Origin of the sequence: Asaia sp. HumB (genome assembly GCF_030263835.1) — a bacterium.
Classification (GTDB): domain Bacteria; phylum Pseudomonadota; class Alphaproteobacteria; order Acetobacterales; family Acetobacteraceae; genus Asaia; species Asaia bogorensis.
Genome location: NZ_JARPML010000002.1, coordinates 784,861 through 807,748, shown reverse-complemented (window position 1 = coordinate 807,748; position 22,888 = coordinate 784,861). Strand labels below are relative to the sequence as shown.

At 59.5% G+C, this 22,888-nt stretch carries 18 protein-coding genes; 11 read left to right on the top strand and 7 right to left on the bottom strand.

The window, feature by feature from the left end; genetic code table 11:
* Positions 1–161 precede the first annotated feature (161 nt).
* Complete coding sequence (locus P5689_RS04755) at positions 162–959, top strand: ABC transporter permease (RefSeq protein WP_031241746.1); 798 nt, start codon at positions 162–164, stop codon at positions 957–959.
* A 5-nt stretch (positions 960–964) separates the two neighbouring features.
* Positions 965–1,741: an ABC transporter ATP-binding protein gene (locus tag P5689_RS04750; RefSeq protein WP_285532292.1), complete on the top strand. Its 777-nt coding sequence runs from the start codon at positions 965–967 to the stop codon at positions 1,739–1,741.
* A gap of 104 nt (positions 1,742–1,845) precedes the next feature.
* On the opposite strand, the gene P5689_RS04745 is transcribed toward P5689_RS04750, so the two are convergent.
* A complete protein-coding gene (locus P5689_RS04745) occupies positions 1,846–2,760 on the bottom strand; it encodes a class I fructose-bisphosphate aldolase (protein ID WP_285532290.1) in 915 nt (304 codons plus the stop codon).
* A 251-nt stretch (positions 2,761–3,011) separates the two neighbouring features.
* Here P5689_RS04745 and P5689_RS04740 point away from each other — a divergent pair, with 251 nt between their 5' ends.
* Both P5689_RS04740 and P5689_RS04735 read left to right on the top strand, forming a co-directional pair.
* A complete protein-coding gene (locus P5689_RS04740; RefSeq protein ID WP_081866930.1) occupies positions 3,012–4,442 on the top strand; it encodes an amidohydrolase family protein in 1,431 nt (476 codons plus the stop codon).
* 351 nt (positions 4,443–4,793) lie between these two features.
* Positions 4,794–5,384, top strand: a complete 591-nt coding sequence (locus tag P5689_RS04735; RefSeq protein WP_285532289.1) for a molybdenum cofactor guanylyltransferase — start codon at positions 4,794–4,796, stop codon at positions 5,382–5,384.
* Here P5689_RS04735 and P5689_RS04730 read toward each other — a convergent pair whose 3' ends face one another.
* From P5689_RS04730 to mntR, 6 genes are all read right to left on the bottom strand, one after another.
* On the bottom strand, positions 5,385–5,879 hold the full coding sequence (locus P5689_RS04730) for a nitrate reductase associated protein (RefSeq protein ID WP_031241740.1): 495 nt from the start codon (positions 5,877–5,879) through the stop codon (positions 5,385–5,387).
* A complete protein-coding gene (gene fdhD / locus P5689_RS04725; protein ID WP_031241738.1) occupies positions 5,876–6,727 on the bottom strand; it encodes a formate dehydrogenase accessory sulfurtransferase FdhD in 852 nt (283 codons plus the stop codon). Before fdhD ends, P5689_RS04730 begins: the two co-directional genes overlap by 4 nt.
* Positions 6,724–9,003, bottom strand: coding sequence for an FdhF/YdeP family oxidoreductase (locus P5689_RS04720; protein ID WP_023979991.1), 2,280 nt, complete (start codon positions 9,001–9,003; stop codon positions 6,724–6,726). The genes fdhD and P5689_RS04720 overlap by 4 nt, the downstream gene beginning before the upstream one ends.
* Before the next feature lie 134 nt (positions 9,004–9,137).
* Positions 9,138–11,357 carry a TonB-dependent receptor domain-containing protein gene (locus P5689_RS04715; protein ID WP_285532288.1) on the bottom strand — a complete coding sequence of 740 codons (2,220 nt, stop codon included), beginning with the start codon at positions 11,355–11,357 and terminating at the stop codon, positions 9,138–9,140.
* Between the two features lie 259 nt (positions 11,358–11,616).
* Entirely contained in the window at positions 11,617–13,002 is a 1,386-nt protein-coding gene (locus P5689_RS04710; protein WP_285532287.1) for an Nramp family divalent metal transporter, read from the bottom strand.
* Between the two features lie 457 nt (positions 13,003–13,459).
* The gene (gene mntR, locus P5689_RS04705; protein WP_285533837.1) at positions 13,460–13,912 is read right to left on the bottom strand and encodes a manganese-binding transcriptional regulator MntR; all 453 of its coding nucleotides are present in this window, start codon (positions 13,910–13,912) and stop codon (positions 13,460–13,462) included.
* Between the two features lie 380 nt (positions 13,913–14,292).
* Here mntR and P5689_RS04700 point away from each other — a divergent pair, with 380 nt between their 5' ends.
* The 7 genes from P5689_RS04700 (at position 14,293) to P5689_RS04670 (ending at position 22,817) form a co-directional block, all read left to right on the top strand.
* Positions 14,293–15,252 (top strand): glutaminase, encoded by a 960-nt coding sequence (locus tag P5689_RS04700; RefSeq protein ID WP_122040143.1) that lies wholly within the window; start codon positions 14,293–14,295, stop codon positions 15,250–15,252.
* Between the two features lie 68 nt (positions 15,253–15,320).
* The gene (locus P5689_RS04695) at positions 15,321–16,037 is read left to right on the top strand and encodes an acetolactate decarboxylase (RefSeq protein ID WP_285532284.1); all 717 of its coding nucleotides are present in this window, start codon (positions 15,321–15,323) and stop codon (positions 16,035–16,037) included.
* Between the two features lie 128 nt (positions 16,038–16,165).
* On the top strand, positions 16,166–17,725 hold the full coding sequence (locus tag P5689_RS04690) for a sodium:solute symporter (protein WP_285532281.1): 1,560 nt from the start codon (positions 16,166–16,168) through the stop codon (positions 17,723–17,725).
* Positions 17,718–18,662, top strand: a complete 945-nt coding sequence (locus P5689_RS04685; RefSeq protein ID WP_285532280.1) for an N-acetylmuramic acid 6-phosphate etherase — start codon at positions 17,718–17,720, stop codon at positions 18,660–18,662. The genes P5689_RS04690 and P5689_RS04685 overlap by 8 nt, the downstream gene beginning before the upstream one ends.
* Entirely contained in the window at positions 18,659–19,855 is a 1,197-nt protein-coding gene (locus tag P5689_RS04680; RefSeq protein ID WP_285532279.1) for an anhydro-N-acetylmuramic acid kinase, read from the top strand. Before P5689_RS04685 ends, P5689_RS04680 begins: the two co-directional genes overlap by 4 nt.
* Positions 19,856–19,998: 143 nt before the next feature.
* Entirely contained in the window at positions 19,999–20,142 is a 144-nt protein-coding gene (locus P5689_RS04675; RefSeq protein WP_285532278.1) for a hypothetical protein, read from the top strand.
* A 284-nt stretch (positions 20,143–20,426) separates the two neighbouring features.
* Complete coding sequence (locus P5689_RS04670) at positions 20,427–22,817, top strand: TonB-dependent receptor (RefSeq protein ID WP_285532277.1); 2,391 nt, start codon at positions 20,427–20,429, stop codon at positions 22,815–22,817.
* The last annotated feature ends 71 nt before the right edge of the window (positions 22,818–22,888 follow it).

The window sequence follows — 22,888 nt, the reverse complement described above, 5'->3', positions numbered from 1 at the left end:
AAAGCCTAAAATCACGAGATGATAGGGTGGCGAGTGATTTCGCTGGCAACATTGTGTCCCGGTTGCGGAAAAGAACCTTATCAGCTACGCGAATTGTCCTGTGCCTGGGGTGTTTTCAGGCGCCTGTCCCACACGAGACTGTCAGCACTCCCCGGAGAGACATGAGCAAGAGTCGTTATGCCCTCGCATGGAATGATATCGTCTCAGGGCTGCATATGTGGCGCTTAGGCGCCACGCTGGGCTGGACTGATATTCGCCTGCGTTATCGCGGTTCGGTACTGGGGCCATTCTGGCTCACGCTCTCTGCGCTTGTCATGATCGCCTCGATGGGTGTGATCTATGCGCGCCTCTTCCATATGGTGCTTCGCGATTATCTGCCCTACCTCTCGCTTTCCATGGCGCTCTGGCAGGTCGGGATCGCCAGTCTGCTAACGGAATCCTGTACCTGCTTCGTTGAGGCGGAAGGGACGATCCATGCAATGAAACTGCCCTACACCCTTCATGCCATCAGGCTGCTGGTGCGCAACCTGATCGTGTTTGGTCACAGTATCATTGTCCCCATTGGCGTCTTTGTTCTCTATGGTGTCTGGCCGGGAATCATCAGCGTTGCGGCCTTGCCGGGCCTCGTTCTGTGGGCGCTGAACGGTTATGCGGCCTGCCTGCTGCTAGGGCCTTTCTGCGCCCGGTTCCGTGATATCACCTCCGTGATCGGGGCCTTGATGCAGATTGCCTTCTACGTGACACCGATCATCTGGCAACCAGCCCAGCTTGGCCCACGTGGCCGGTATCTCGTGTTCAACCCGTTCTATGACATGATGGAGCTGGTTCGGGGGCCCATACTGGGCCATTTACCCAGCCTCAGCGTCATCGCGGTCTCCTGTTGTGTCAGTCTCGTATGGTGCGTACTGGGCTTTCTGACCTTTGTCAGAACCCGTGAGCGCCTTGCGTTCTGGGTGTAAAGACGATGGCCTCCATTACCCTTCGGGATTACTCCCTGATTTATCCCATGTTTCATGGGAGCGCACGGTCGTTCAAGAAGAGCCTGTTCAAGGGTGTTCGGCAGAAGATCCAGAACAGGCAGGCGGTGGGCGGCAGTATCGTCAGTCAGGACGATACGACCATCGTCGTGGCGCTTGACACAATCACGCTCTCGATCAGCACAGGTGAACGTGTCGGCTTGATTGGCCATAACGGCGCTGGCAAGTCCACCTTGCTAAGGGCTCTGGCCGGGATCTATGAGTCGTCAAGTGGCCATTTTGACGTGCAGGGTGAGGTTCACTCGCTCCTCAGCCCTCAGGCCGGGATGAATACCGAGCTGACCGGGCGGGAGAATATTCGCCTCTATGCTCGCATTCTCGGGATGAACGAGCAGGAAGCGAAGCTTCTCGAAACAGATGTAGAGGCTTTTGCGGAACTGGGCGCTTTTCTGGATCTTCCTGTCAGGCACTATTCCTCAGGTATGGCTATTCGTCTGGGCTTTGGTCTGGCGACCTCGCCACGCCCCGAGATCCTGCTCATGGATGAGTGGTTCATGGCAGGGGATAGTCATTTTCAGGAAAAGGCCCGCGACAGGCTGAGCCGTCTGATCGAATATGTCCGCATCCTCGTAGTCACCTCGCATTCCCTGCCCATCCTGCAGAAGTGGTGCACGCGCATCATCTGGATGGAGGGCGGACGCATCAGGATGGATGGGGCGCCAGAAGAGGTCATCGAGGCCTACAAGGCTGCGGGGCAGGCCTGAACGCAATCGCGTCCTGTGAGGGGGGCGATGGAAAGGATAAACCAGAGCCGCTGCCCTTCAGACAATCCTGAAGGGGAGCGGTGCCTTGATCGGATCAATCCGCCTTAGCTTCTGAAAATGCCCGTGATGGTCGAGAGGAGCGACAGAGCCTCCTCACGTGGGCGCTGGAACGTGTTGCGGCCGATGATCGAGCCGAACCCGCCGCCAGCATGGATGCCACGGATGGTATCCAGCAGGGCCTCGGTGCTCTCATGTTCACCGCCCGAGAAGATCACGATGCGGCGCCCGGCGAAGGTTGACTGCACAACGTGGCGTACACGGGCCTCCATGGTCGAGATGTCGATCTTCTGATCGAGATAGACCTTTTTGGCGGCCGGCAGGGAAAGCGCGTCTGTCGGCGGTTTGACTTTGATGATGTGCGCTCCACATTCAGCGGCCATATGCGCGGCATAGGCGCAGATATCGATGGCGGTCTCTCCGGCCTTGTCGAGCATCGGGCCGCGTGGGTAGCTCCAGACGATGACAACAAGACCCGCGGCCTTGGCCTCCTGGGCCAGTTCACGCAGCTCGTTCATCTGATCGAAGCAGTATTCGCTGCCGGGATAGATGGTGAAGCCGATGGCCGAGCAGCCCAGCCGCAGGGCGTCGGCAACCGTGCCGGTGACGGCCTGGTTCTTCTCGGTGGACAGCGAGTTCGAGCTGTTGCATTTGAGGATAAGCGGCAGCTGACCGGCAAAGGTCGAAGCACCAGCCTCAAGCATCCCGAGGGGAGCGGCGAAGGCATTCAGTCCGGCTTCGATTGCCAGCGAGAAATGATAATGCGAGTCATAGGCCGGAGGGTTCGCCGCAAAGGAGCGGGCAGGTCCGTGCTCAAACCCCTGATCGACGGGCAGAATGACAAGTTTGCCGGTGCCAGCCAGCACACCCGTGTTCATCAGACGGACAAGATTGGCCTTGGTGCCGGGATTATCTGACTCGTAATTGGCAAGAATCGCTTTGACCTGCGGCGTAAGTGACATGCAACGCTCCTGTTTTACTGTCATGCCCGTCATTTTTGAGCTTCCGGGCGACCATCATACCGCTGCTTAACTGATGCGCGGGCGCTCCGTTTCTTTTGGAGCGACAACAAGTCTTCACAGATGCGATATCGTTTGCACGGACGATGGATCCTGTGCCGTTCTGCCGCGTTCGGGAGGTGGCTTCAAATGGCCTGTATGCCACCCGGATTGTCGCGGCGTGGCGGGTCTATGAGGGCGATAAAGGAGCTTTCATGCGATATTCCGGTCAGGCCCCGCTATCACCGGTCAAGCGCAGTAGGCTCGCGGTCCCAGCGGTTTCCCTTATTGCAGCGCTCGGTGTGTCGTTTGCTAGCGGCCAACCGGCACGAGCCGAGCCGGTTGCGCTGATCCACGCGCGTGTTGTCGATGGCACAGGCGCACCGGCACGCACAGATCTCGCGATGGTGGTCGATCATGGCCAGATCATAGGCCTGGCCACGACACCGCCTGCGGGGGTCAGGATCATCGACCTTCAGGGCAAGACAATCATGCCCGCGTTGATCAGTGACCACAGTCATGTCGGGCTGGTGGACGGGATGAGTGCAGCTTCGGCCAATTATACGCGCGCCAATATCCTGGCAGCGCTCAACCAGTATGTGCGCTACGGGGTCCTGACCATAACGGCGCTCGGGTTGAACAAATCTCCCCTGTTCGATCAGCTGCGTCATGAGCAGCATGAAGGGGCCAATGAGGGGGCTGACCTTTTCGGTGTCGATCAGGGTATCGGTGCGCCTGCCGGGATGCCGCCCGAAGCCATGATCGACGGCATGGGGCGTGACCAGATTTTCCGCCCGTCCACCCCGCAACAGGCACGACAGGCAGTAGACCGGATGGCCGATGAAGGGACGGATTTTGTCAAGATCTGGCTCGATGATCTGCGCCTGACCAATCCGGGCAAACCGCCCTTGCCGCTGCTCGGTGCGCCTGTCTGGGATGCGGCTATCAAGGAGGCTCACCGGCGTCATCTGCGCGTGGCGGTCCATATTCACGATCTGGACCTCGCCCGAACGGCCTTGCAGCATGGGGCCGATATTCTGGCGCATGGTGTGCGGGACAAGCCGGTCGATCAGAGCTTCATCGACCAGATCAGATCCACCGGAGCCTGGTATATCCCGACATTGTCGCTGGATGAGTCGACTTATTATTTTGCCGAGCATCCGGAAACACTGGGGCAGCCTGTGGCACATGATGCCATGTCACCAGCCCTTCGCGACAGTGTCGCCGATGAGCAATGGCGCAAGGACAGTCTGGCGAAGCCTTCGGTCAGCGCCGCACGCGCCGCATTGGCAATGAACGAACGCAATGTTCTCGCCCTTTATCGTGCCGGCGCAAAGATCGGGTTCGGGACTGACTCCGGGGCGACGCCGCTTCGCCTGCCTGGCTACGCCGAGCATCGCGAGCTTGTCCTGCTGACGGAGTCAGGCCTTACACCGTTGCAGGCTATCAATCTGGCGACGCAGAAAGCAGCGGCTCTTCTGGGGCTGCAGGATCGCGGCGTCTTGGCTGTCGGGAAACGAGCTGATTTTCTCGTCATTGACGGCGAGCCAGACCGCACCATATCTGATATCGACCTGATTTCTCAGGTCTGGCAGCGCGGCAAGCCGGTCTCGGACGGGCTCGTCATTAAAGGGAAGACACCATGATTCGTCGTTTCGGGTCAAAGCGTACTCTGGGGGTAGCCCTTTCGGCGCTCTCTCTTGCTGCTCCCTCGCTTGCGTTCGCGCAGCAAGGCCCGGCACCCCACCGCTATGCGGACGGGACTGGCAACAATATGATTGAGCAGCTGAATTCGTCCCAGCTGAACAACAATTACAAGGGGCCGTATTACAACCGTGGAGAGGCGCCGCCGCCGTTTAGGCCCGTGCAGGTGCAGGCACCGCCACCGCCGCCACCCCCTGTACGCTCGCACAGGCATCATTATCGCCCACACCCAGTACCTCCCGGACCCATGCAACCTGTTCCCCTTGGCGGTCCACGCTGAGCAGGCGCTGTCCGTGACCCCCGCTGTCATTCTGGCAGGGGGACAAGGCAGTCGGTTGGGGTATCGTGACAAAGCGCTCATTCCAGCCGGGAAGGGGGCTTTGCTCGATCAGCTCCTCGACCGGTTACGGCCACAAATCGGTCCGGTTGCGCTCTCGATACGACGCGATTGCGAAACAGCCTATGGCCGCGACCTGACGCAGCTTCAGGATCGACATACCGGGGCAGGCCCTCTCTCCGGTGTGCTTGCGGCACTTGAATGGGCACAGGATCTTGGCGAGACGGCCGTATTGACGGTGCCGGTAGATACGGCGTTCGTCCCGAACGATCTGGTCAGACGGCTGAAAGCGCCGCCAAGTTGCGCCATGAGCCGAGGGCGCCTTCATCCTCTCGTTGCGTTGTGGCCCGTATCGTCTCTACCCCTGTTAGATGAGTACCTGAGCGCGGGCGTGGCATCGGGCGATCACCGACAGTTGGCCGTCTGGAGCTTTGCACGACGTATCGATATGACCCCAATCGCTTTCGATGATGAGGGGCCGGACCCGTTCTTCAACGTCAATACGCCAGATGATCTGCTGGCTCTGACAACGCTGATTGAGGCGTGATTACGCGGACTCAGTCATCAACAGCCCAAATTCACGCAATGCTGGAACAAAATTCTCGTTTTCATGGCTTGAGCGGGCAAGCTTGACCAAGGCGAAGCGTTGCAGCGATGTCAGCAAGCCCCATGCCTCGCGTGTTGGCGGTGAGACGTCATCTGAAGCGGCCTGCTGAAGGACACAGTCAGGAATCGCCGCGCTATCACGCCAGAGATGATCCTCATTTGCCGGAAGGGGCTTGGGTGGCGCATCACAGCGTTGCGCGATAAGGGACAGAAGATGAGCGTGATAGCGGCTCTGCTCGTCTGGCGTGACACAGGCGCGTTCCAGCAATTCACGACGTTCGTCTGGAAGAAACTGGCTCCATTGGCGCAGGCTTAGTTTGATACCTGTCAGATCGAGCTTCATTCGCACACACATCGGTATGCAACGTAACGATCCTGCAAAATCGTGCTCGAAACCGAAAATTTCCTGTGAAGCTGGTGAGGAATTAGGGATCATGTGGTCATCATTTCCAGAGTTTCGGGTCTGACAAGGCGATGGCCGCCGCAGAATACAGAGAAGCGGTCTCGCCGCGCATTGCCGATCAGGGTCATATCTGCCTTGCGGGCAATCTGGATGGCGCGATCGGTTGGAGAGGAGACCGCGACCAGTGTCGAGATACCCAGGGTCAGTGCTTTTTCAACCATTTCGTATGAGCAACGGCTGGTCAGCAGGCAAAAGCCTCGCCCCGGATCTCTTGGTGACTGGCTTAGTATGCCGATCAGCTTGTCCAGCGCGTTATGGCGCCCGACATCTTCCCGCACGTAATGGATAATGCCATCAGGCGAGGCCCAGGCCGCAGCATGCACCATATGCACCTGCTGGTTCAGGACCTGCTGGTCTGGCAAGGCATTGAGCGCCGCACGTATGGATGACACCGGAATACTATGCGCGGGAAGGCTCGGTGTTGCGGTGGCAATATTGTCAAGCGAGGTCACGCCGCAAAGCCCGCACGAACTGCCCCCGGTCAGCAGGCGCTGCCCCCGACGGATCAATCGGCTGAAATCGGCACCGGTGATGCGTATATGCGCCGTTAGCTGTTCGTCGTGACGTTCGATATGGCAGGAGATCATATCGCTCGGCGCAGCAATGATCTTCTCGGTAAGCACGAAACCGAGCACGAAATCATGCAGATCAAGCGGTGTGACCATCATGACGGCATGAACATGGAATTCATTGAAAATCAGGGTGAGGGGTATCTCTTCGGCAATGCCAAGCTCGATCCGCTCCTGAACGCCCTCGGGGCCAATTTCGATGGCGTGACGCAGCACATGGGCCGCTGCAAGACTATCCGGTCTCGTCGTCATGACGTCCCCCCCTTGAGGAAAACACGCACCGGGATCGATTTGGCGGCGGGTGTGCCACTGATCTCGTCGAAATGGTTGAGAGGCAGCAAGGGGTTGAGTTCGGGATAGTAGCCCGCAATTGCGCCGCGCGGCATGGGATAGGCCACTGCCACGAGACCGTTCACGCGGCGATGGATGCCGTCTGTCGAGATCGTTTCCAGACTGACAACCATTTCCTGCGTAATGCCGCGCTCTTCCATGTCCTCATCATTCATGAACACGACCATGCGGGTGTTGTAGATGCCCCGATAGCGATCATTCATGCTGTAAATGGTCGTGTTGAACTGGTCATGAGAGCGTATGGTGGAAAGACGCAGCATGGCAGGATCATCGACCGCATCATCGACGGCGAGGCCCGGAAAGAGCAGGAACTGCGCCTTGCCGGTCGGGGTTTTCCACGCGCGACGACGCGGTGGAATGTCGAGATGAAACCCTTGAGGGTTGCGTATGCGCGCGTTGAAATCGGCATAGATGTCGGGATAGACCGCCGCAATTTTGTCGCGGATCAGACTGTAGTCGGTCGGGAACAATGCCCATGGGATGGTGCTGTCGGGTAGAGTGGCCTGTGCCATGCCACAGACAATGGCGACTTCCGAAAGCAGGTCCGGGCTGGCGGGCTCGAGCACGCCGCGCGAGGCGGTGACGTTCGACATGGCGTCTTCGATCGTCACGAACTGCTCGCCGGTCGCCTGACGGTCGATCTCCGAGCGGGCCACGACCGGCAGGATGAGCGCATCGCGCCCGTGGACGATATGGCCTCTGTTGAGTTTGGTCGCGATACCCACGGTCAGGTCCAGACGGCGCATGGCCTCATAGGCGCGCGGTGTGTCCGGGATGGCATGCACGAAATTGCCGCCCATGCCGATAAAGACGCGGGCCGTGCCGGCAAGCATTGCCTCGACCGAATCAACAGCATGATGGCCATGATCCCGCGGAGGCTCGAAACCAAAGACATCGCGCAGTAGGTCGAGATAGACCTGGCTTGGCTTTTCATCGATGCCGACGGTGCGATCGCCCTGAACGTTGGAATGGCCCCTGATCGGGGCAATTCCTGCGCCCTTCTTGCCAAAATTGCCCCGCAGCATGAGAAAGGCCGCAATCTGCTGGATCATGCGGGCACCCTGCTGATGCTGGGTAATGCCCATGCCAAAGCAGATGATCGTGGCATTCGACCGGGCATAGATGTCGGCTGCGCGCTCGATCTGGGCCTTCTCGATACCAGCAATACGCTCGATTTCCGCCCAGTCCTGCTGCATCACCTCCTGGCGCAGGGCCTCGAAACCTTCAGTGTGGGTGGTGATGAAGTCATGATCCAGCACGCTCTCGCCTGCTTGATCCCGCTCGAACAATGCCTTCATCATGCCCTTGAAGAAAGCGAGATCACCGCCGATCCGGATATGGACAAATTCGGTCGCAATCGCTGTCGATCCCCCGGTCGCCATCTGCACGGCATCCTGTGGTTCAGTAAAGCGTATGAGCGATCGCTCCGGCATGGGATTGACCACAACGATCGGCACGTTGCGTTTGCGGGCATGGGCCAGAAGCCCCATCATGCGCGGTGAATTGGTGCCGGTATTCTGCCCGACAATGAAAATGGCCTCGGCATGGTCGAAATCATCCATGACCACTGTGCCCTTGCCAATGCCAATGGCACCCGGAAGGCCGCGACTTGTCGGCTCATGGCACATGTTGGAGCAATCGGGGAAATTGTTGGTGCCATAGGCCCGGACAAAGACGGAATACAGAAACGCTGCCTCGTTCGAGGTTCGTCCCGAGGTGTAGAATTCGGCCTGATGTGGCGAGGCAAGTCCCCGCAGATGCTTCCCTATCAGGGCGAAGGCTTCGGGCCAGCTGCACGGAACATAGTGATCCGTCTGGGCATCGTAGCGCATGGGCTCTGTCAGGCGGCCCTGTTCCTCAAGCCAGTAATCGCTCTGTGCGGCAAGATCGCTGACGCTGTACTGCGCAAAAAACTCCCGTGTGACGCGTCGCTTGGTGGCCTCGACCGCCAGACCCTTCACACCATTTTCGCAGAACTCGATCTTCTTGTGCCGCGTGGGGTCCGGAAAGGCACAGCTCGGACATTTGAAACCGCCCGGCTGGTTCATGGCCAGAAGCGCCCGCGATCCTTTGCCCACCACGCTCTGCTCCAGCAGGGCCTTGGCCGTTGCCTTGACCGCACCCCAGCCACCCGCAGGATGGTGATAAGGGCGATAAACGGTCTTGCGTTCGGACATGGAAGGGTCTCCGGTGAGGGGGCAGAACCTCATCTTAAACGCATGAACCTTGCCAGCGTCGAAATCGCAGTCTCATTTCTGCGTGAGGGAAAGCACAGAACCCCTCACGCAGAAGCCCCGGCGTGCCCGTTGGTTCAGAAACTGCTGACCATGGAGAAAAACATACCCCGCCGTTGGCCGTACTGGGCCTGCGTTACGCCCACGCCGCTGCCGTCGCGCAGCTGGTAACGATGGTCGAACAGATTGACCACATCGGCCCTGACCTTGAGGGAATGACCAACCGGCACCCTCGTGAAGGTATGGGCGTAGCCAATGTTGAAAATGGCGTAGGCAGGCTGCTTCTCGAGATTGGCAAAGCCGCTGCGCAGGCCGTAACCATACAGGAAATCGAGATAGGCCATATCATGCTTGTTGGCATAGGAAACCCCGGCTGAAGAAGTGAACTCTCCCTGATGATCGAGCTGTATGCCGTGGCGCTGGATGTAGGCCAGTTCTGCTGCCTCGAACTGATATTGCGCCGAATTGATGTCCTTCGCCCAGGTCTTGACGAAGGAGAAATTGCCATAGACCGACCAGCCTCCGTGACGCCATGAATTGCCGATTTCCGCCCCGTAAACGCGGCCGCGGCGATAACTGAACGGTGCAAGAATGACTGCGCGCCCGAACTGCCCCAGATCGCCCTGGTCATGTGCCCATTTGCCAAACGCATCGATCGCGATCTGATAGTCGCGCGTGACATGCTGAAGAATGCCGACATCGACGTAATGCGATTTCTCGACCCGTGTGGGTGTGTTCAGCATCGTATCGGGCGCATTGGTCGTGCCCGCGAATTTCTGAAGCGTCGCATCCGATATGTATTGCGGGGAGGGCGGCGCGAAGTAACGGGAATAGCCGAAATGTACCGTGGTCGAGGGGCTGGCTTTCCAGACCATATTGGCACGCGGGCTGACCTGTCCCTCGCTATTGAAAGACGAGGCAAAGCGGTCATAACGCAACCCGTAATTGAACGTCAGGCGCGGCGTAATATGAAATTCATCCTGGATATAGGCCCCGGCCTCGACGGCCCAGTTTCCGCTATGATCGATGATGCGCCTCGGGTCGATCGTGCTTTGGGCACCGGTCTCATCAACAGGAAAGGCCAGCGTGTCGGTATCGAGCTTCTCGGCCGTATATTGCGCGAGCAGGCCAAAGCGCAGCACGTGATGGGGGGCAATATCGTAGGAATTGTCGATTTGCAGACCGCCCGTGGTGAAATCATTCACTTCATGCTGCGATATGCCTGAGAAAGCGAGATCTCTGTTCGGGTCGTTGCGATAGCCGATGCGTCCGTAGCGGAAATAGGGCGAGATCTGGAGGTTCGATTTCTCTGTGCTGCGCTGGTAGGACATCACGGCATAGTAGTTCTGCTCGCTTTGGCCGTCGCGCAACAGACGCGACTGGATGTCCGGATCATCGGGTGCGATGGTGGAGGACTGATAGAGAATGGGCAGGGCGGTTGTGTTGGGCAGCTCGAAATCGGCGTAGGAAGCGCTGGTCAGGAAACTCAGCCGGCTTTCATCGTCGATCTGATAGGCGGCATAACCGAAGGCCTTGCCCTGCTGAGTCGTGTCATGGGTGGCGCGAAAGCTGTTCGTCGGGTTTTCAATGCCGATGTCATTGCGGTTGTAGGAGGCCGTTACGAAGTAGTCCCACCGGCCCTTCGATCCTCCCAGTTGCAGCGACGGAATGAACGTGTTGTAGCTCCCGCCATAGAGCGAGATCTGGTTCTCCTTGAGCGTTGCGCCACTCTTGGTCTTGACGTCGATGACGCCCGACGTGCGAAAACCGAACTGGGCGGGTAGCGTGCCTGTCAGCAGGTCCACCGACTGGATGATACGGCTGTCGAGTTCCTGCCCGAAGCCGTTCAGCCCTTCAGGCAACAGGACGCCGTTCACGCGATAGGTGAGGCCACCATGCTCGCCACGCACATGCACCTCGCCATAGCTGTCCATCACGACACCGGGGAGCCGGAGCAGGATCTGGCTGAATGCGGCGTTTTCACCTCCCGGTGTGACCTGTATCTGCCGCTGGTCAATGCCATAGGAAACCGCCCCCAACCCCGGTGCGAGACGGCCACGGGCCTGATCCATATGGGCAGTGACAGTAATGTCCTCCCGATGCGGGGGAGGGGCGGCATTTGCCACGGCAGGCTCGCTGCCTGCTTTCGACGGCTTTGCCCCGTCCTTCGACGTTGCGACAGATTGGCGGCCTGCATGAGTGGCAAGCGGTGCCGCGCGATCCCGATGCGCAGGCGGTTCCGGCGGTGATGCCAATGGGGATTTTCGCACGGGATCGGCAAGGGTTGTACCCGACATAAGAAAGAGTGCTGTCGGCAGGCCAAGCCAGAACGCAGGGCGACGAGAAAAGCCTGCGTTATGAGTGAGTGCTCTACTAAATCTCATATGCTCACTATTATAGCATTTGCTAACTTTGAAATCGAGACGAGACATGAAAGGGTCCTGAGCAGGATTGAGGGGCCAGAAGATGAAAGGAAGCGGTAAGATGCGGGATTGCCGAGGCGTCATGGCCCGCCGTGTTCCAGGCTGAGCCAAGACGCGGCGGAAAGTGTGGGGATCAGGTCATGAGCGTATCGTAGAGCAGCTTGAAATTAAGCAGCAGGATCACGCCAGCGACGCCCCAGGAGAGCAGCTTCATGGGTGTGCCAATTGTGAATTGACCCATCTTGCGCTTGTCAGAAACGAACATCACGAGTGGGATGACCGCAAAGGGTAGCTGCAGCGACAGGACGACCTGGCTGAAAATCAGCAACGTGCCCACGCCATGGTTGCCATAGAGCGCCGTGACCACCACGACGGGCAGAATGGCGAGGCCGCGTGTGACGAGGCGTCGGGCCCAATGGGGCAGGCCAAGATGGAGAAACCCCTCCATCACGATCTGCCCGGCAAGTGTTCCGGTAACTGTCGAGTTCGTGCCCGCAGCGAGAAGCGCGACCGCAAACAGGGTTGAGGCCATGCCCATGCCCAGAATGGGCGAAAGCAGGCGATAGGCGTCCTCGATTTCCGCTACGTCCTGATGGCCGGTATTGTGAAAAGCGGCGGCCGAAACAATCAGGATGGCGGCGTTGATGAAGAGCGCCAGCATGAGCGCCACGCTGCTGTCGAGTGTCGCCCATCGCAGGGCCTCACGCCGCCCGGTCTCGGTACGCGGGTAATCACGTGTCTGCACGATGGATGAGTGCAGATAGAGATTATGTGGCATGACCGTCGCGCCGATGATACCGATCGCGATATAAAGCATGGCAGGATGCGTGACGATTTCAGCCCGCGGGATGAAACCGGCCAGCACTTCTGCCACAGGAGGGGCTGCCGCCACGATCTGCGCTGTGAAACACAGGGCGATGATGCTTAAAAGCGCGATGATGAAGGCTTCGAGATAGCGAAAGCCCCGATTCATCAGAAACAGGACGATCAGCGCGTCAAAGGCCGAAATCAGCGCGCCTGCCAGTAGCGGGATATGGAACAGGAGTTGCAGGGCTACGGCTGTGCCGATTACCTCGGCCAGATCGCAGGCAATGATCGCAAGCTCGCAGGTGAGCCAGAGCACGAGATTGAGAGCGGGCGGGAAGTGGTCACGGCAGGCCTGCGCTAGATCGCGTCCGGTCACGATACCCAGACGCGCTGCAAGGGCCTGAAGGAGAATGGCCATCAGGTTGGAGATCATGATGACCGAAAGCAGCGTGTAGCCAAACTGCGCGCCACCTTGCAGATCGGTCGCCCAGTTGCCGGGGTCCATATAGCCCACAGCCACCATGTAGCCCGGACCGACGAAGGAGAGGAAACGCCTTATCCAGCCCGACCCTTCCGGCGCAAGACGCACGGATGAGAAGACTTCCGGCAGGCTTTGTCCCTCACTGCCCAATGCGCGGACGAACCGCCGGGCTTTGGGCCCGGGAGGAGCCGGGTCGGGATGCGTCCCGCGAGCAGGTGGAAGAGAGGACATGATGCGTTACTCAAACCCAAGGCTTAGAAATATGCAATATACTATATTCACGAGTGGGCGGTTTTGTGGATGCTAACGGTCCTGATGGCGCGAAGTTGACCGGGTATTTCCTCGCGGGTCGATGAGACTGCGAGCGGCAACGTCTGGACCGATCACGCAGCTTCGTCATTGGAAGGAGACAGGCAGAATAGACGGGACACGCGGCGTGCGAAGCGATGTCGTCCGGTAGGGGACGTTGTCAGCCGTCCATACCCCAAACGAGAGGCAGGGTTTCTCTACCGTGTCAGGGCGGTTGCACTGCGAGCGACGCGCGGACTGCCGAAGGGAAGGGTATTTGTTCAGTCGATCTGCCGCGCAAGGCTGCTGCGGGCGGTGAAGACAGGCATGCGATGACTGGAGCGGTGGCGGTGGCGCTACCGCCACCGCGCCCCCGTCGCGGGGCCGCCAGAAGGCGTCGTCAGGACCGGGGGGATGGCGCCATGAAAGCGGTCAGGCCTGCTTCCAGGGCCTTGTGGAAAGCGGCCAGGGTCTCGTCACTGACATAATGCTCGATCCCCTCTGCATCGACCCGCACCGTTTCTTCGCTGATACCCAGAGCACGGAGGAAATTCTCGACGATCTGATGGCGGTTCTTGGCCTGATTGGCGACATCCTGCCCCATTTCGGTCAGGAACACGCCGCGATAGGGGCGGCGATGCACGTAGCCCTCATTGGCAAGGCGGGTAAGCATCTTGGCAACGGTTGGCTGTGAAACCCCCAGGCGGGTTGCGATATCTACCTGCCTTGCCTCATGGCCTTCAGCCAGAAGATCGGCAATGAGTTCCACATAGTCTTCTATTAGGGCATTGCGCCGCGCCGCCCGATTGAGGCGAAAGCCTTCGGATTGCGTGTCGATATCGGGCAGGGTCATGTCACCTGCGCCGCTATCAGGCAGACCCGGCAAGGCAAACGCCTTCTCGCCCGGCTTTACATCCGCCTTCCCGCCTGCATCCTTACCCGATCGTGTCTTGCCGCCATTCATGGGTTTCTCATCGCAGATTAGGCGGGCAAGCTCAACCGTGGCGCCGATACGGCACAGTCAGAAAAGAGGCGGTGTCATAGGGCCATAGCCGTCCTGTCATCACGTCACGGTGCCTGACCGCGACCCGCCTGATCCGGCATTGTGCGCCGCCCTCGTGCATGTCATGTCTCTGGCCTCAGCCGGCTGTTTGGACCGGGTGATGAAGGGCCAATGTCTCGTGACGAAGACGGGACCCACGACGGAACAGGTAAAGGCAGGAAGGACAGGATATGGCCGATCTCGACAGCATCGTTGCCGAAATCGCGCGTGACATGCAGATGATCACCGAGCGTGGCCATGTGGCAGATTACATCCCGCCGCTTGCCTGCGTCGATCCTGCCAAATTCGGTATAGCGGTCATTGACGCAGGGGGCACCGCTCATGTGGCGGGCGATGCGGATGAAGCCTTCTCGATCCAGAGTCTCTCCAAGGTATTTGGCCTGACCCTCGCCCTCACACTGGAGGGAAGCGAGCTCTGGAGCCGCGTGCGTCAGGAGCCTTCGGGAAGTGCTTTCAACTCGATTGTCCAGCTGGAGAGCGAGCACGGTATTCCCCGCAATCCGTTCATCAATGCCGGGGCCATCGTCATTTCCGATATTCTGGTCTCCCGGCTGGGTCGTCTGGGTGCGCGTCAGGCGTTGCTCGATTTTGCGCTTTCGCAGTCCGGCGCGCCAGAGGGGCTGCATATCGATGAGAACATGGCCCGTCAGGAGCGCGATACGGGGTTTCGCAATGCCGCCCTCGCCAATTACATGCGTACTTTCGGCAATATCAGAAATCCGATCGAGGACACGCTCGATCTGTATTTCCACCAGTGCGCCCTTACCATGTCCTGCCGTCAACTGGCTGAAATCGGTTGTTATCTCATGACGGGCGGGGTGGATCTGCGCTCGGGGCGGATGATCACCTCTGTGCCCGATGCCCGTACCACCATGGCCCTCATGATGATGTGCGGCCATTATGACGGGTCTGGTGCCTTTGCCATCCGCGTGGGGCTGCCGGGCAAATCCGGCGTGGGCGGCGGTATTCTGGCCATTGCGCCCGGGCTGGCTTCGGTTGCCGTGTGGTCGCCGGGGCTGAACAGCCAGGGGAATTCCCTGCTGGGAACGCTCGCGCTTGAGCGTCTGGTGCAGCGAACCGGCTGGTCGGTGTTCAACCCGTTCCCCCTCTCGGTTCAGACCATTCCCTGATTGATGCGTTAGGCCTAACAGGATGGCGCTGCGCAGTGGCGCTAAGGAATGGAAGGAGAGTTGCCGTCGTGAGCCGTGTTACCCAGTTTTCGACCATCGGGGCCCTGATGGCAGGACATCTGCAGGCTGAGCAGAAAATCGCATCGCTATGCGCCTGCCACGAAACCGGGTTCGGTCTCGGTTGCTCTGCCGGGCTCAATGGCGAACTCACGATCTGCGATGGCCGTGTTTATGAAGCAACGGCGGGTGAGCCCTTGCATGAGCTGCCGCAGCACGACGCAGTTCCTTTCGTGCAGATCACGGCGTTTCGGCCTCAGTTTCAGGTCGAGGTCGAGAACATTACCCATGAGACGGCCTATGACAGGCTTTGCACCCTGATCGCGCCCGATAATATCTTCATGGCGGTCAGCGTGACAGGGTTGTTCGACCATCTTGTGCTTCGCCGCCCCCATCGGGCCGCAGACGAGAGCGATCAGCATCGCGATGTCGAGGCTGTTGCCGCGAGCCAGAAAATCGACAGGTTCGAGGGGATACGGGGCCGATTGATCGGTTTCTGGACGCCCGCCCTGTTCGGTCGCATTTCGGTTCCCGGCTTTCATTTCCATTTCCTCGACGATGAACGCCAGATAAGCGGGCATGTGCTGGAATTTGCCGCCCGTCATGCAACGCTCAGGGCGGAGGAAAAATCGACCATCGAGATTACCAACTCGCAAAGCGACTCGTTCCGGAATCGAACCATCGAGACGGACAAGCTCGATGATATGATCCACCGTATCGAGAAATAATACGCGCCGGGCCACTGGATGCAGGGCCGGGCAGGCTGAACTGGCACAAAGCTCGGGCCGCGTGCTTGCCATGATGGTGTTCTTCGCCATCATGGGTATTTATTCGCCTTTCTGCCGGGTCCGACGCCATGCATCCGCTCGATCGTCTTGTCATCCTGCTCTATTTTGCGGGGCTCTGTTTCCTGGTCTGGCGTGTCAGTCGCCGCTCTGCAGGGTCGTCGCGGGATTTCCTCTCTGCACATCATGACCTGCCCTGGTGGGCCCTGTGTCTCTCCCTTGTGGCGACCGAGACATCGACCCTGACATTCATCAGCATCCCGGGTATCGGCTATACGCAGGGGATGGTTTTCCTCGGTATCGCTGGGGGATATTTCATCGGGCGTGGCCTGGTCGCCCTGTGGTTTCTGCCGCGTTATGTCGAGGGTTCGATGACGAGCGCCTATACCGTGCTGGGCGCCCGTTACGGGGCCCCCATGCAGCGTCTGGCGTCCGGTGCATTTCTGGTCACGCGTTTCATGGCCGAGAGTATCCGCCTGCTTGCCGGCGCATTGCCCATCGTCTGGCTGTTCACGCAAAGCGGGCTGCCTGTGGGCCGCTGGAGCGTCCTGTCCGCCATTCTGGTTTTCACGTTGTTGTACACAATCCTAGGCGGCCTCCGCGCGGTTGTGTGGTCAGACGCCATCCAGCTTGGCATTTACGGTTTCGGAGCCGTGTTCTGCGTGGTGTATGTCTGGCTCGGCATGGCAGGGCATGGCGCGCCGGGATCTGCTGCAGCAGGGCAGGGCTGGTCCATGGCCGTTCAGTCGGGCAAGCTCGCGGTCTTTCATCCCCTGACCGCACAGAACTGGCTGGGTGATCCCTTCACCCTCGCCGCCTCCCTTTTTGGCGGGGCTGTGCTCTCCATTGCCTCTCACGGCACAGACCAGCTCATGGTGCAGCGTATTCTGGCAGCGCGTTCTTTGCGGGAAGCCCGCATGGCCCTGATTGGCAGCGCTGTCGTGGTGGCGGCCCTGTTCGGGCTTCTCTCCCTTCTCGGGGTTCAGCTCTGGGTTGCCCGTGCAGGACGCAGCCTTGCTGCGGATCATATGATGTCTTCCGACGCGCTTTTTCCTCATTTCATGATTGAGGCCTTGCCTGCCGGGATTGCCGGTCTGCTCATTGCCGGTGTGCTGAGCGCCACGATGGGGTCGCTCTCTTCCACGCTCAACGCGATGGCCGGGGCAAGCCTGACTGATTTCGGTCCGAGGCCCCGTCGGTGGATCGAACAGGCGATGCACCATATCGGCTATCGGCCCGGCCCGCTCTCTGCGCCACGCTTCATGACCCTTCTCTGGGGGGCTGTGCTGCTTGTCGGGGCGGCCCTGTTCACGATGGGAAGCAAATCGGCGGTTGTTCTGGGGCTTACCATCGCCGGGTGGTCCTATGGGCCGACACTGGGGGCGTTTCTCTGCGCGCTGTTTTTGCCCCGCCTGGGGGCACGGGCGGTCATGGCGGGATATGTCGCATCCCTTGCGGGTATGGCGCTGGTACTGATCGTTGGTCAGTTGCGTGGTATCGCGATTGCCTTTTCATGGCTTGTGCCACTGGGCATCCTGTTTCACCTTGGTGCTGCGGGGCTGTATCGCGCTTTGGCGGGACAGCGCGCCGCTCGCCCAGAAGCTGCCAGTCAGGAGCCCCAACGTGACTGAAACACCGTCAGATATCCTTCCGCAGAAGCACGCTGTGGAGAAACTCCAGACGGAGCAGCAGGACCCGCGCTACGCCACGATCGAGCTTTGGCCAACGGCAACGATCCTGGACGCGCTGGCTGAAGCGCAGATGGCGGCCACGGCGCTTGTCCGGGCGGCTGTTCCATCGCTTGAAGCGGTCGTCGAGGCGGCTCTGCCGCGTTTACGGCGGGGAGGAAGGCTCTTTTATGTCGGTGCCGGCACGGCGGGCCGGGTAGGTATGCAGGACGGGGTGGAACTGACTCCCACCTATGGTTGGCCGCCGGAGAAGCTGGTGATGCTGCTGGCAGGAGGCAGTGCCGCCGTATCGCAGGCCGCCGAGGGTGCCGAAGATGATGAGCAGGCGGCCTGTGCGGAGATGGACGCCAACCATGTGGGGCCCGATGACGTGGTGTTTGGCATTGCGGCGAGTGGCAACACGCCTTACAGCTGCGCGGCGCTCGGTTTCGCGCGCAGCAAGGGGGCGCTTACCATCGGCATAAGCTGCGTGGCAGAGGGTCGTCTGCTGCGTGAGGCCGAGCTTGGCATTGCACTGCCAACAGGCGCCGAAGCGGTCGCGGGCTCGACACGGCTCAAGGCAGGGACAGCGCAGAAAGCAGCGCTCAACCTGCTCTCAACCACGCTCATGATCCGTCTCGGGCATGTCTATCAGGGGCTGATGGTTGATATGCGTGTCACCAACGCCAAGCTGGCACGGCGAGCGATCGGCATGGTGCGCCGCATTGCCGGGGGAACCGATGCGGAGATCGGGAATGCGCTGAAACAGGCTGATGGCAACGTCAAACGCGCTGTGCTGCTCCGTCACGGTATGACGCTCGAGGAGGCCGAACTCGCCCTGAGGACGCATGGGGGTGATCTGCATGCGATACTGGGCCGCAAGACAGAGACCGGTTCATGATCCCATCCCGACAGGATGACGGGCCCCCAACGGGGCATGACGGCAGATCTGAAGGCGCGGGCAGATTTCTGCGCGTGATCGGTCTGATGAGCGGTACATCGCTCGATGGGGTGGATGCTGCCCTGATCGAGACGGATGGAGTGAGCGTGAGGTATCGCGGCGCTGCGGTTAGTCTGCCCTATGAGGCCTCATTGCGTGAGCGTGTTTATGCCCTGTTCGGCCAGGCAGCCGCCTTTGCCGGTGAGACGCTCGACGCCCTGCCGGAAGAATTCAGGGCGGTCGAGCGCGAACTGACCGATGCCCATGTGCGGGCCGTGCAGCAGGTGCTGGAGCAGGAAGGCACGGCCGATCTTGTCGGGTTTCATGGCCAGACACTGTATCACGCGCCGGAACGGGGGCGGACATGGCAGATGGGTGATGCCTCTCGTCTGTCCCATCTGACCGGGCTGCCGGTCATCCATGATTTTCGTTCGGCCGATGTGGCGGCAGGTGGGCAGGGCGCCCCTTTGGCACCCTGGTATCATGCGGCCTGTCTGGGCAATATGCAGGGGCCGGTGGCGATCCTCAATATCGGCGGCGTGGCCAATGTCACCTTCGTCGGAGCGGACGGGGCCATTCTGGCAGGCGACACTGGCCCGGGGAACGCGCTGCTTGATGACTGGGCCCTGCGCCATACAGGCGTGGCGTGCGACCAGGATGGCGCTCTGGCGCGTGCGGGGCAGGTCGATCAGGCTATTCTGGCCGGTCTGATGGCCGATCCTTTTTTCGCACGGCCCCTGCCCAAATCGCTGGATCGGCAGGCTTTTGCGATGGCGCTGGAGCGTGTGTCGTGCCTGGGGGCAGAGGATGGCGCGGCGACCCTTGTGGCCTTCACGGTTCGCAGTATCACTCAAAGCGCCCTGCCGGAGGTGCCGCGGGGCTGGTTTGTGTGTGGGGGAGGGCGTCACAATCCGTCGATCATGCAGGCGCTCGGCCAGACTTTGCCGGGCACGGTCGCGCCGGTGGAAGCGTTGGGGTGGAACGGTGATATGGTCGAGGCTGAGTGCTTTGCCTTTCTCGCCATGCGCAGCTTGCGAGGCTTGCCGCTCTCATCGCCCGGCATCACAGGGGCGCCCGGTTTTGGCTCGGGGGGCAGGCTGAGTTGCTCAGCGCTCGTTCCATCGTCGGTTCTTGGAGGGGCGTTCGCCCGCTGAAGGTATTTCGGGGGTGGGTCTGCGCGTTCTTTTATCGCGTCAGTCCAGCCATCCCCAAGGCGTGATGCGGATCACGGCTAACCCCGATTGACACTCTGTGCGGGCTGGTGCGTTGATGACCTGCAACAAAGGGTGGAACGAGCATGGGCAAATTGATGGCATTTCTGGTGGGCGCACTCGCTCTCACTTCCTGTAACGGGATCGATCATGCGGTTTGTGCCAATGATCCGACGGCCACCTCCTATCAGGTGACGAGCGCAAAATCGGTCCTGCACACCTGCAACTGATCCAGCATTTCCCGGCTGGCCGGCCTTCGCGCAGGCTGCCGGCCTTGCTTCAGCCGGTCTCCATGATCAGCGGCGCAACTCTGACCGTACCGTGGGTCATAAGACCGGAGATGCGATGATTTCTCGCTATTGTCAGTAGAAATTCACGTCGCTGAAATATTAACAAATCAGACCAAAAATAGTCATCAAACTATAGTTTGATACGCGGGAACCCCTCGCCCAAAGTGCCGCCCGATATCGCAAGCGTAACGACACGCATGCCGTCACAGTATCGGAATCGGGTTATGTCGCGTCCTATTTCCTGCAAAATGGCTTCTCTGCTCGCGTCTGGCGCTCTTGTGGCCCTGCTTCCGCCGCGACCCGCCTGGGCTGTGCATCATGCCCCCCACCCGGCGCATAAGGATATGCCCGTCAGTTCAGGCACGCGGCCTGCGGCAAACCGGGCCAAGCGGCATGAGCCGGTAAAAGGCCAGGATGAAAATGTCAGTGTCTCAGGGCGTCGTGCCGTTCTGGGGGGCGGCTTGATGGCGCGGCAGACCGTTGCGCGTTCGATCAGTACGGTGACGCAGGAATATATCGCGAGGCAGTCGCCATTGGTCAATCCGGGCGTGCTGGTCTCCAGCCTGCCGGGCGTACAGGGAAATAACGAGGGACCGCTCAGCACGAGCTCCGAGACAGTTCATATCCGTGGTCTCGACCAGACCCAGATCGGCATGATCTATGAGGGCATGCCACTGGCTGATCCTTTCACCTATAGCGCCTATACATCGGCGATGGTGGATAACGAGGATCTGGCGAATGTCTCGGTCAGCCAGGGATCATCGGATCTTACGGCGCCAACCTATAATGCCGATGGCGCCCAGATGACCATGAGCCTGCGTCATCCCTCGGACCATTTCGCTCTATACGCCGAAGGCTCAGGTGGAACGCACAGCACCAACAAGGAATTTGTACGCGTCGATACGGGCGAGCTGGGTCATAGCGGTGTTACTGGTTTCGTTTCCGGCTCGTATTCCAGCGGCAATCTGTGGCGTGGCCCCGGAAGCCTCTATCGCTGGCATCTGGACGCAGCGCTTTTGAAACACTGGACGCCCAAAAGCAGCTCCGAGGTAATTTTCGGATATAATTATGCGAACCAGACGGAGTGGGTCTATCCCAATCTCGCGCAATGGCATCAATATGGTACGGGCTATAATACGCATGGTCAGTATACACCGGGAGACACGCTGTATTACAAGCTGAATACCAAGGCCACCAATGCCGTGGTCGGCACTATCAAAAATCATCTCGATCTGGGGAGCGGTTGGTCGCTTGATTCCCAGCCCTACGCCGTTGAGACCTATGGCCCCAATAATTATGGCGCGAATATCCCTGTGACGAACGGGTATCGGGGTACCGAGAAATATGCCGTTCTCGATGGCTATACGCCGCAATCCGGCACGATCACGGCCATCAGCATTCACCCCTGGGTACAGACCTCAAGCGGGCTGAACATGATCGCTGCCTGGCACCGTGGCATCAATACGCTGAAATTCTCCTACTGGTATTCCTATGCCGTTCATACCGAGTTTCAGAACCATTATCCGGTGAATGCCATGGGGCAGTACACGCAGAATAACGGCTACCTGACTGTAGGTGGAAAAGCTGTCACCCAGTATGACATCAACGGTTTCCAGCAGCTCAACGCGCTCGGTATCGAGGATCAGATCAAGCTGTTTCATGACCGCCTGACCATTGATGCGGGTTTGCGCGCCAATATGATCTCGCGCCAGTTCACTGAAGATCTGCCCGGATCGACCCCGTACAAATCGACCAAGAACATGTTCATCCCTGCGCCGCAGGTGCTCATCAGCTATCAGATCGACCCCGATAACCAGATCTATGTGAACGGCACCACAGGTTATCGCGCCCCCTCATCGTTTCAGGCGCAGGTGCCGGTCTATACCTTCACGACGCCCGTACCTGTCACGCAGCCTCTGGCAAATTTCACGCCCGAATACATGATTGGCGAGGAAATCGGCTTCCGGCATTATGGGGCGGTCATGCTGAGTGTGGCGGGCTTCAACTACAATCTGACCCATCACCAGATCAGTTCTGTCTCCTATATTCCAGGGACCAGCATCCTCACCTCGCAACCTATCGATGCCGGGGGTGAATCAGCACAAGGCGTGCAGGCTGAGCTTTCGACCCGTCCCTGGCATCATTTCAGCGCCTATGCCTCGGGGCAGTACATGCACACCCGTATTGGCAATAATATCGCCTATATGGGCGACATTCTGCCCACCAAGGGGAAGCAGGAGGTGGCTTCTCCCAAATTTCTCGGAGCGCTCGGGCTGACCTTCGATGACGGCACGACATTCGGCAATTTCAATTTCCGTTACTCCGACTCCCAGTATTCAACCCTTATGAACGATCAGGGCATCCCGTCCTATTTCACGGCCGATGCCTCGATCGGTCGTTATCTGCCCCGCTTCGGGCATGTAAGGCCCAAGGCGATGCTTAGCCTGATGAATATCGGCGATGTGCATTATCTGTCATCCATCACGGGTTTCACGCCGAGCGCTGCGAGCCGGATCAAGGGGCTGGGGGGCAAGACGCTTGTCGGGTCTCAGCCCGCCTATGCGGTAGGAACCGGCTTTGCAGCCATCGCGACCGTGTCTGCTGCCTTCGAGTGAAAGGCAGACAGAACACGGCGATGTGAGAGCCTGCATGCGGAACATGCAGCCTGTCGCAGCCTTTCTTTTGG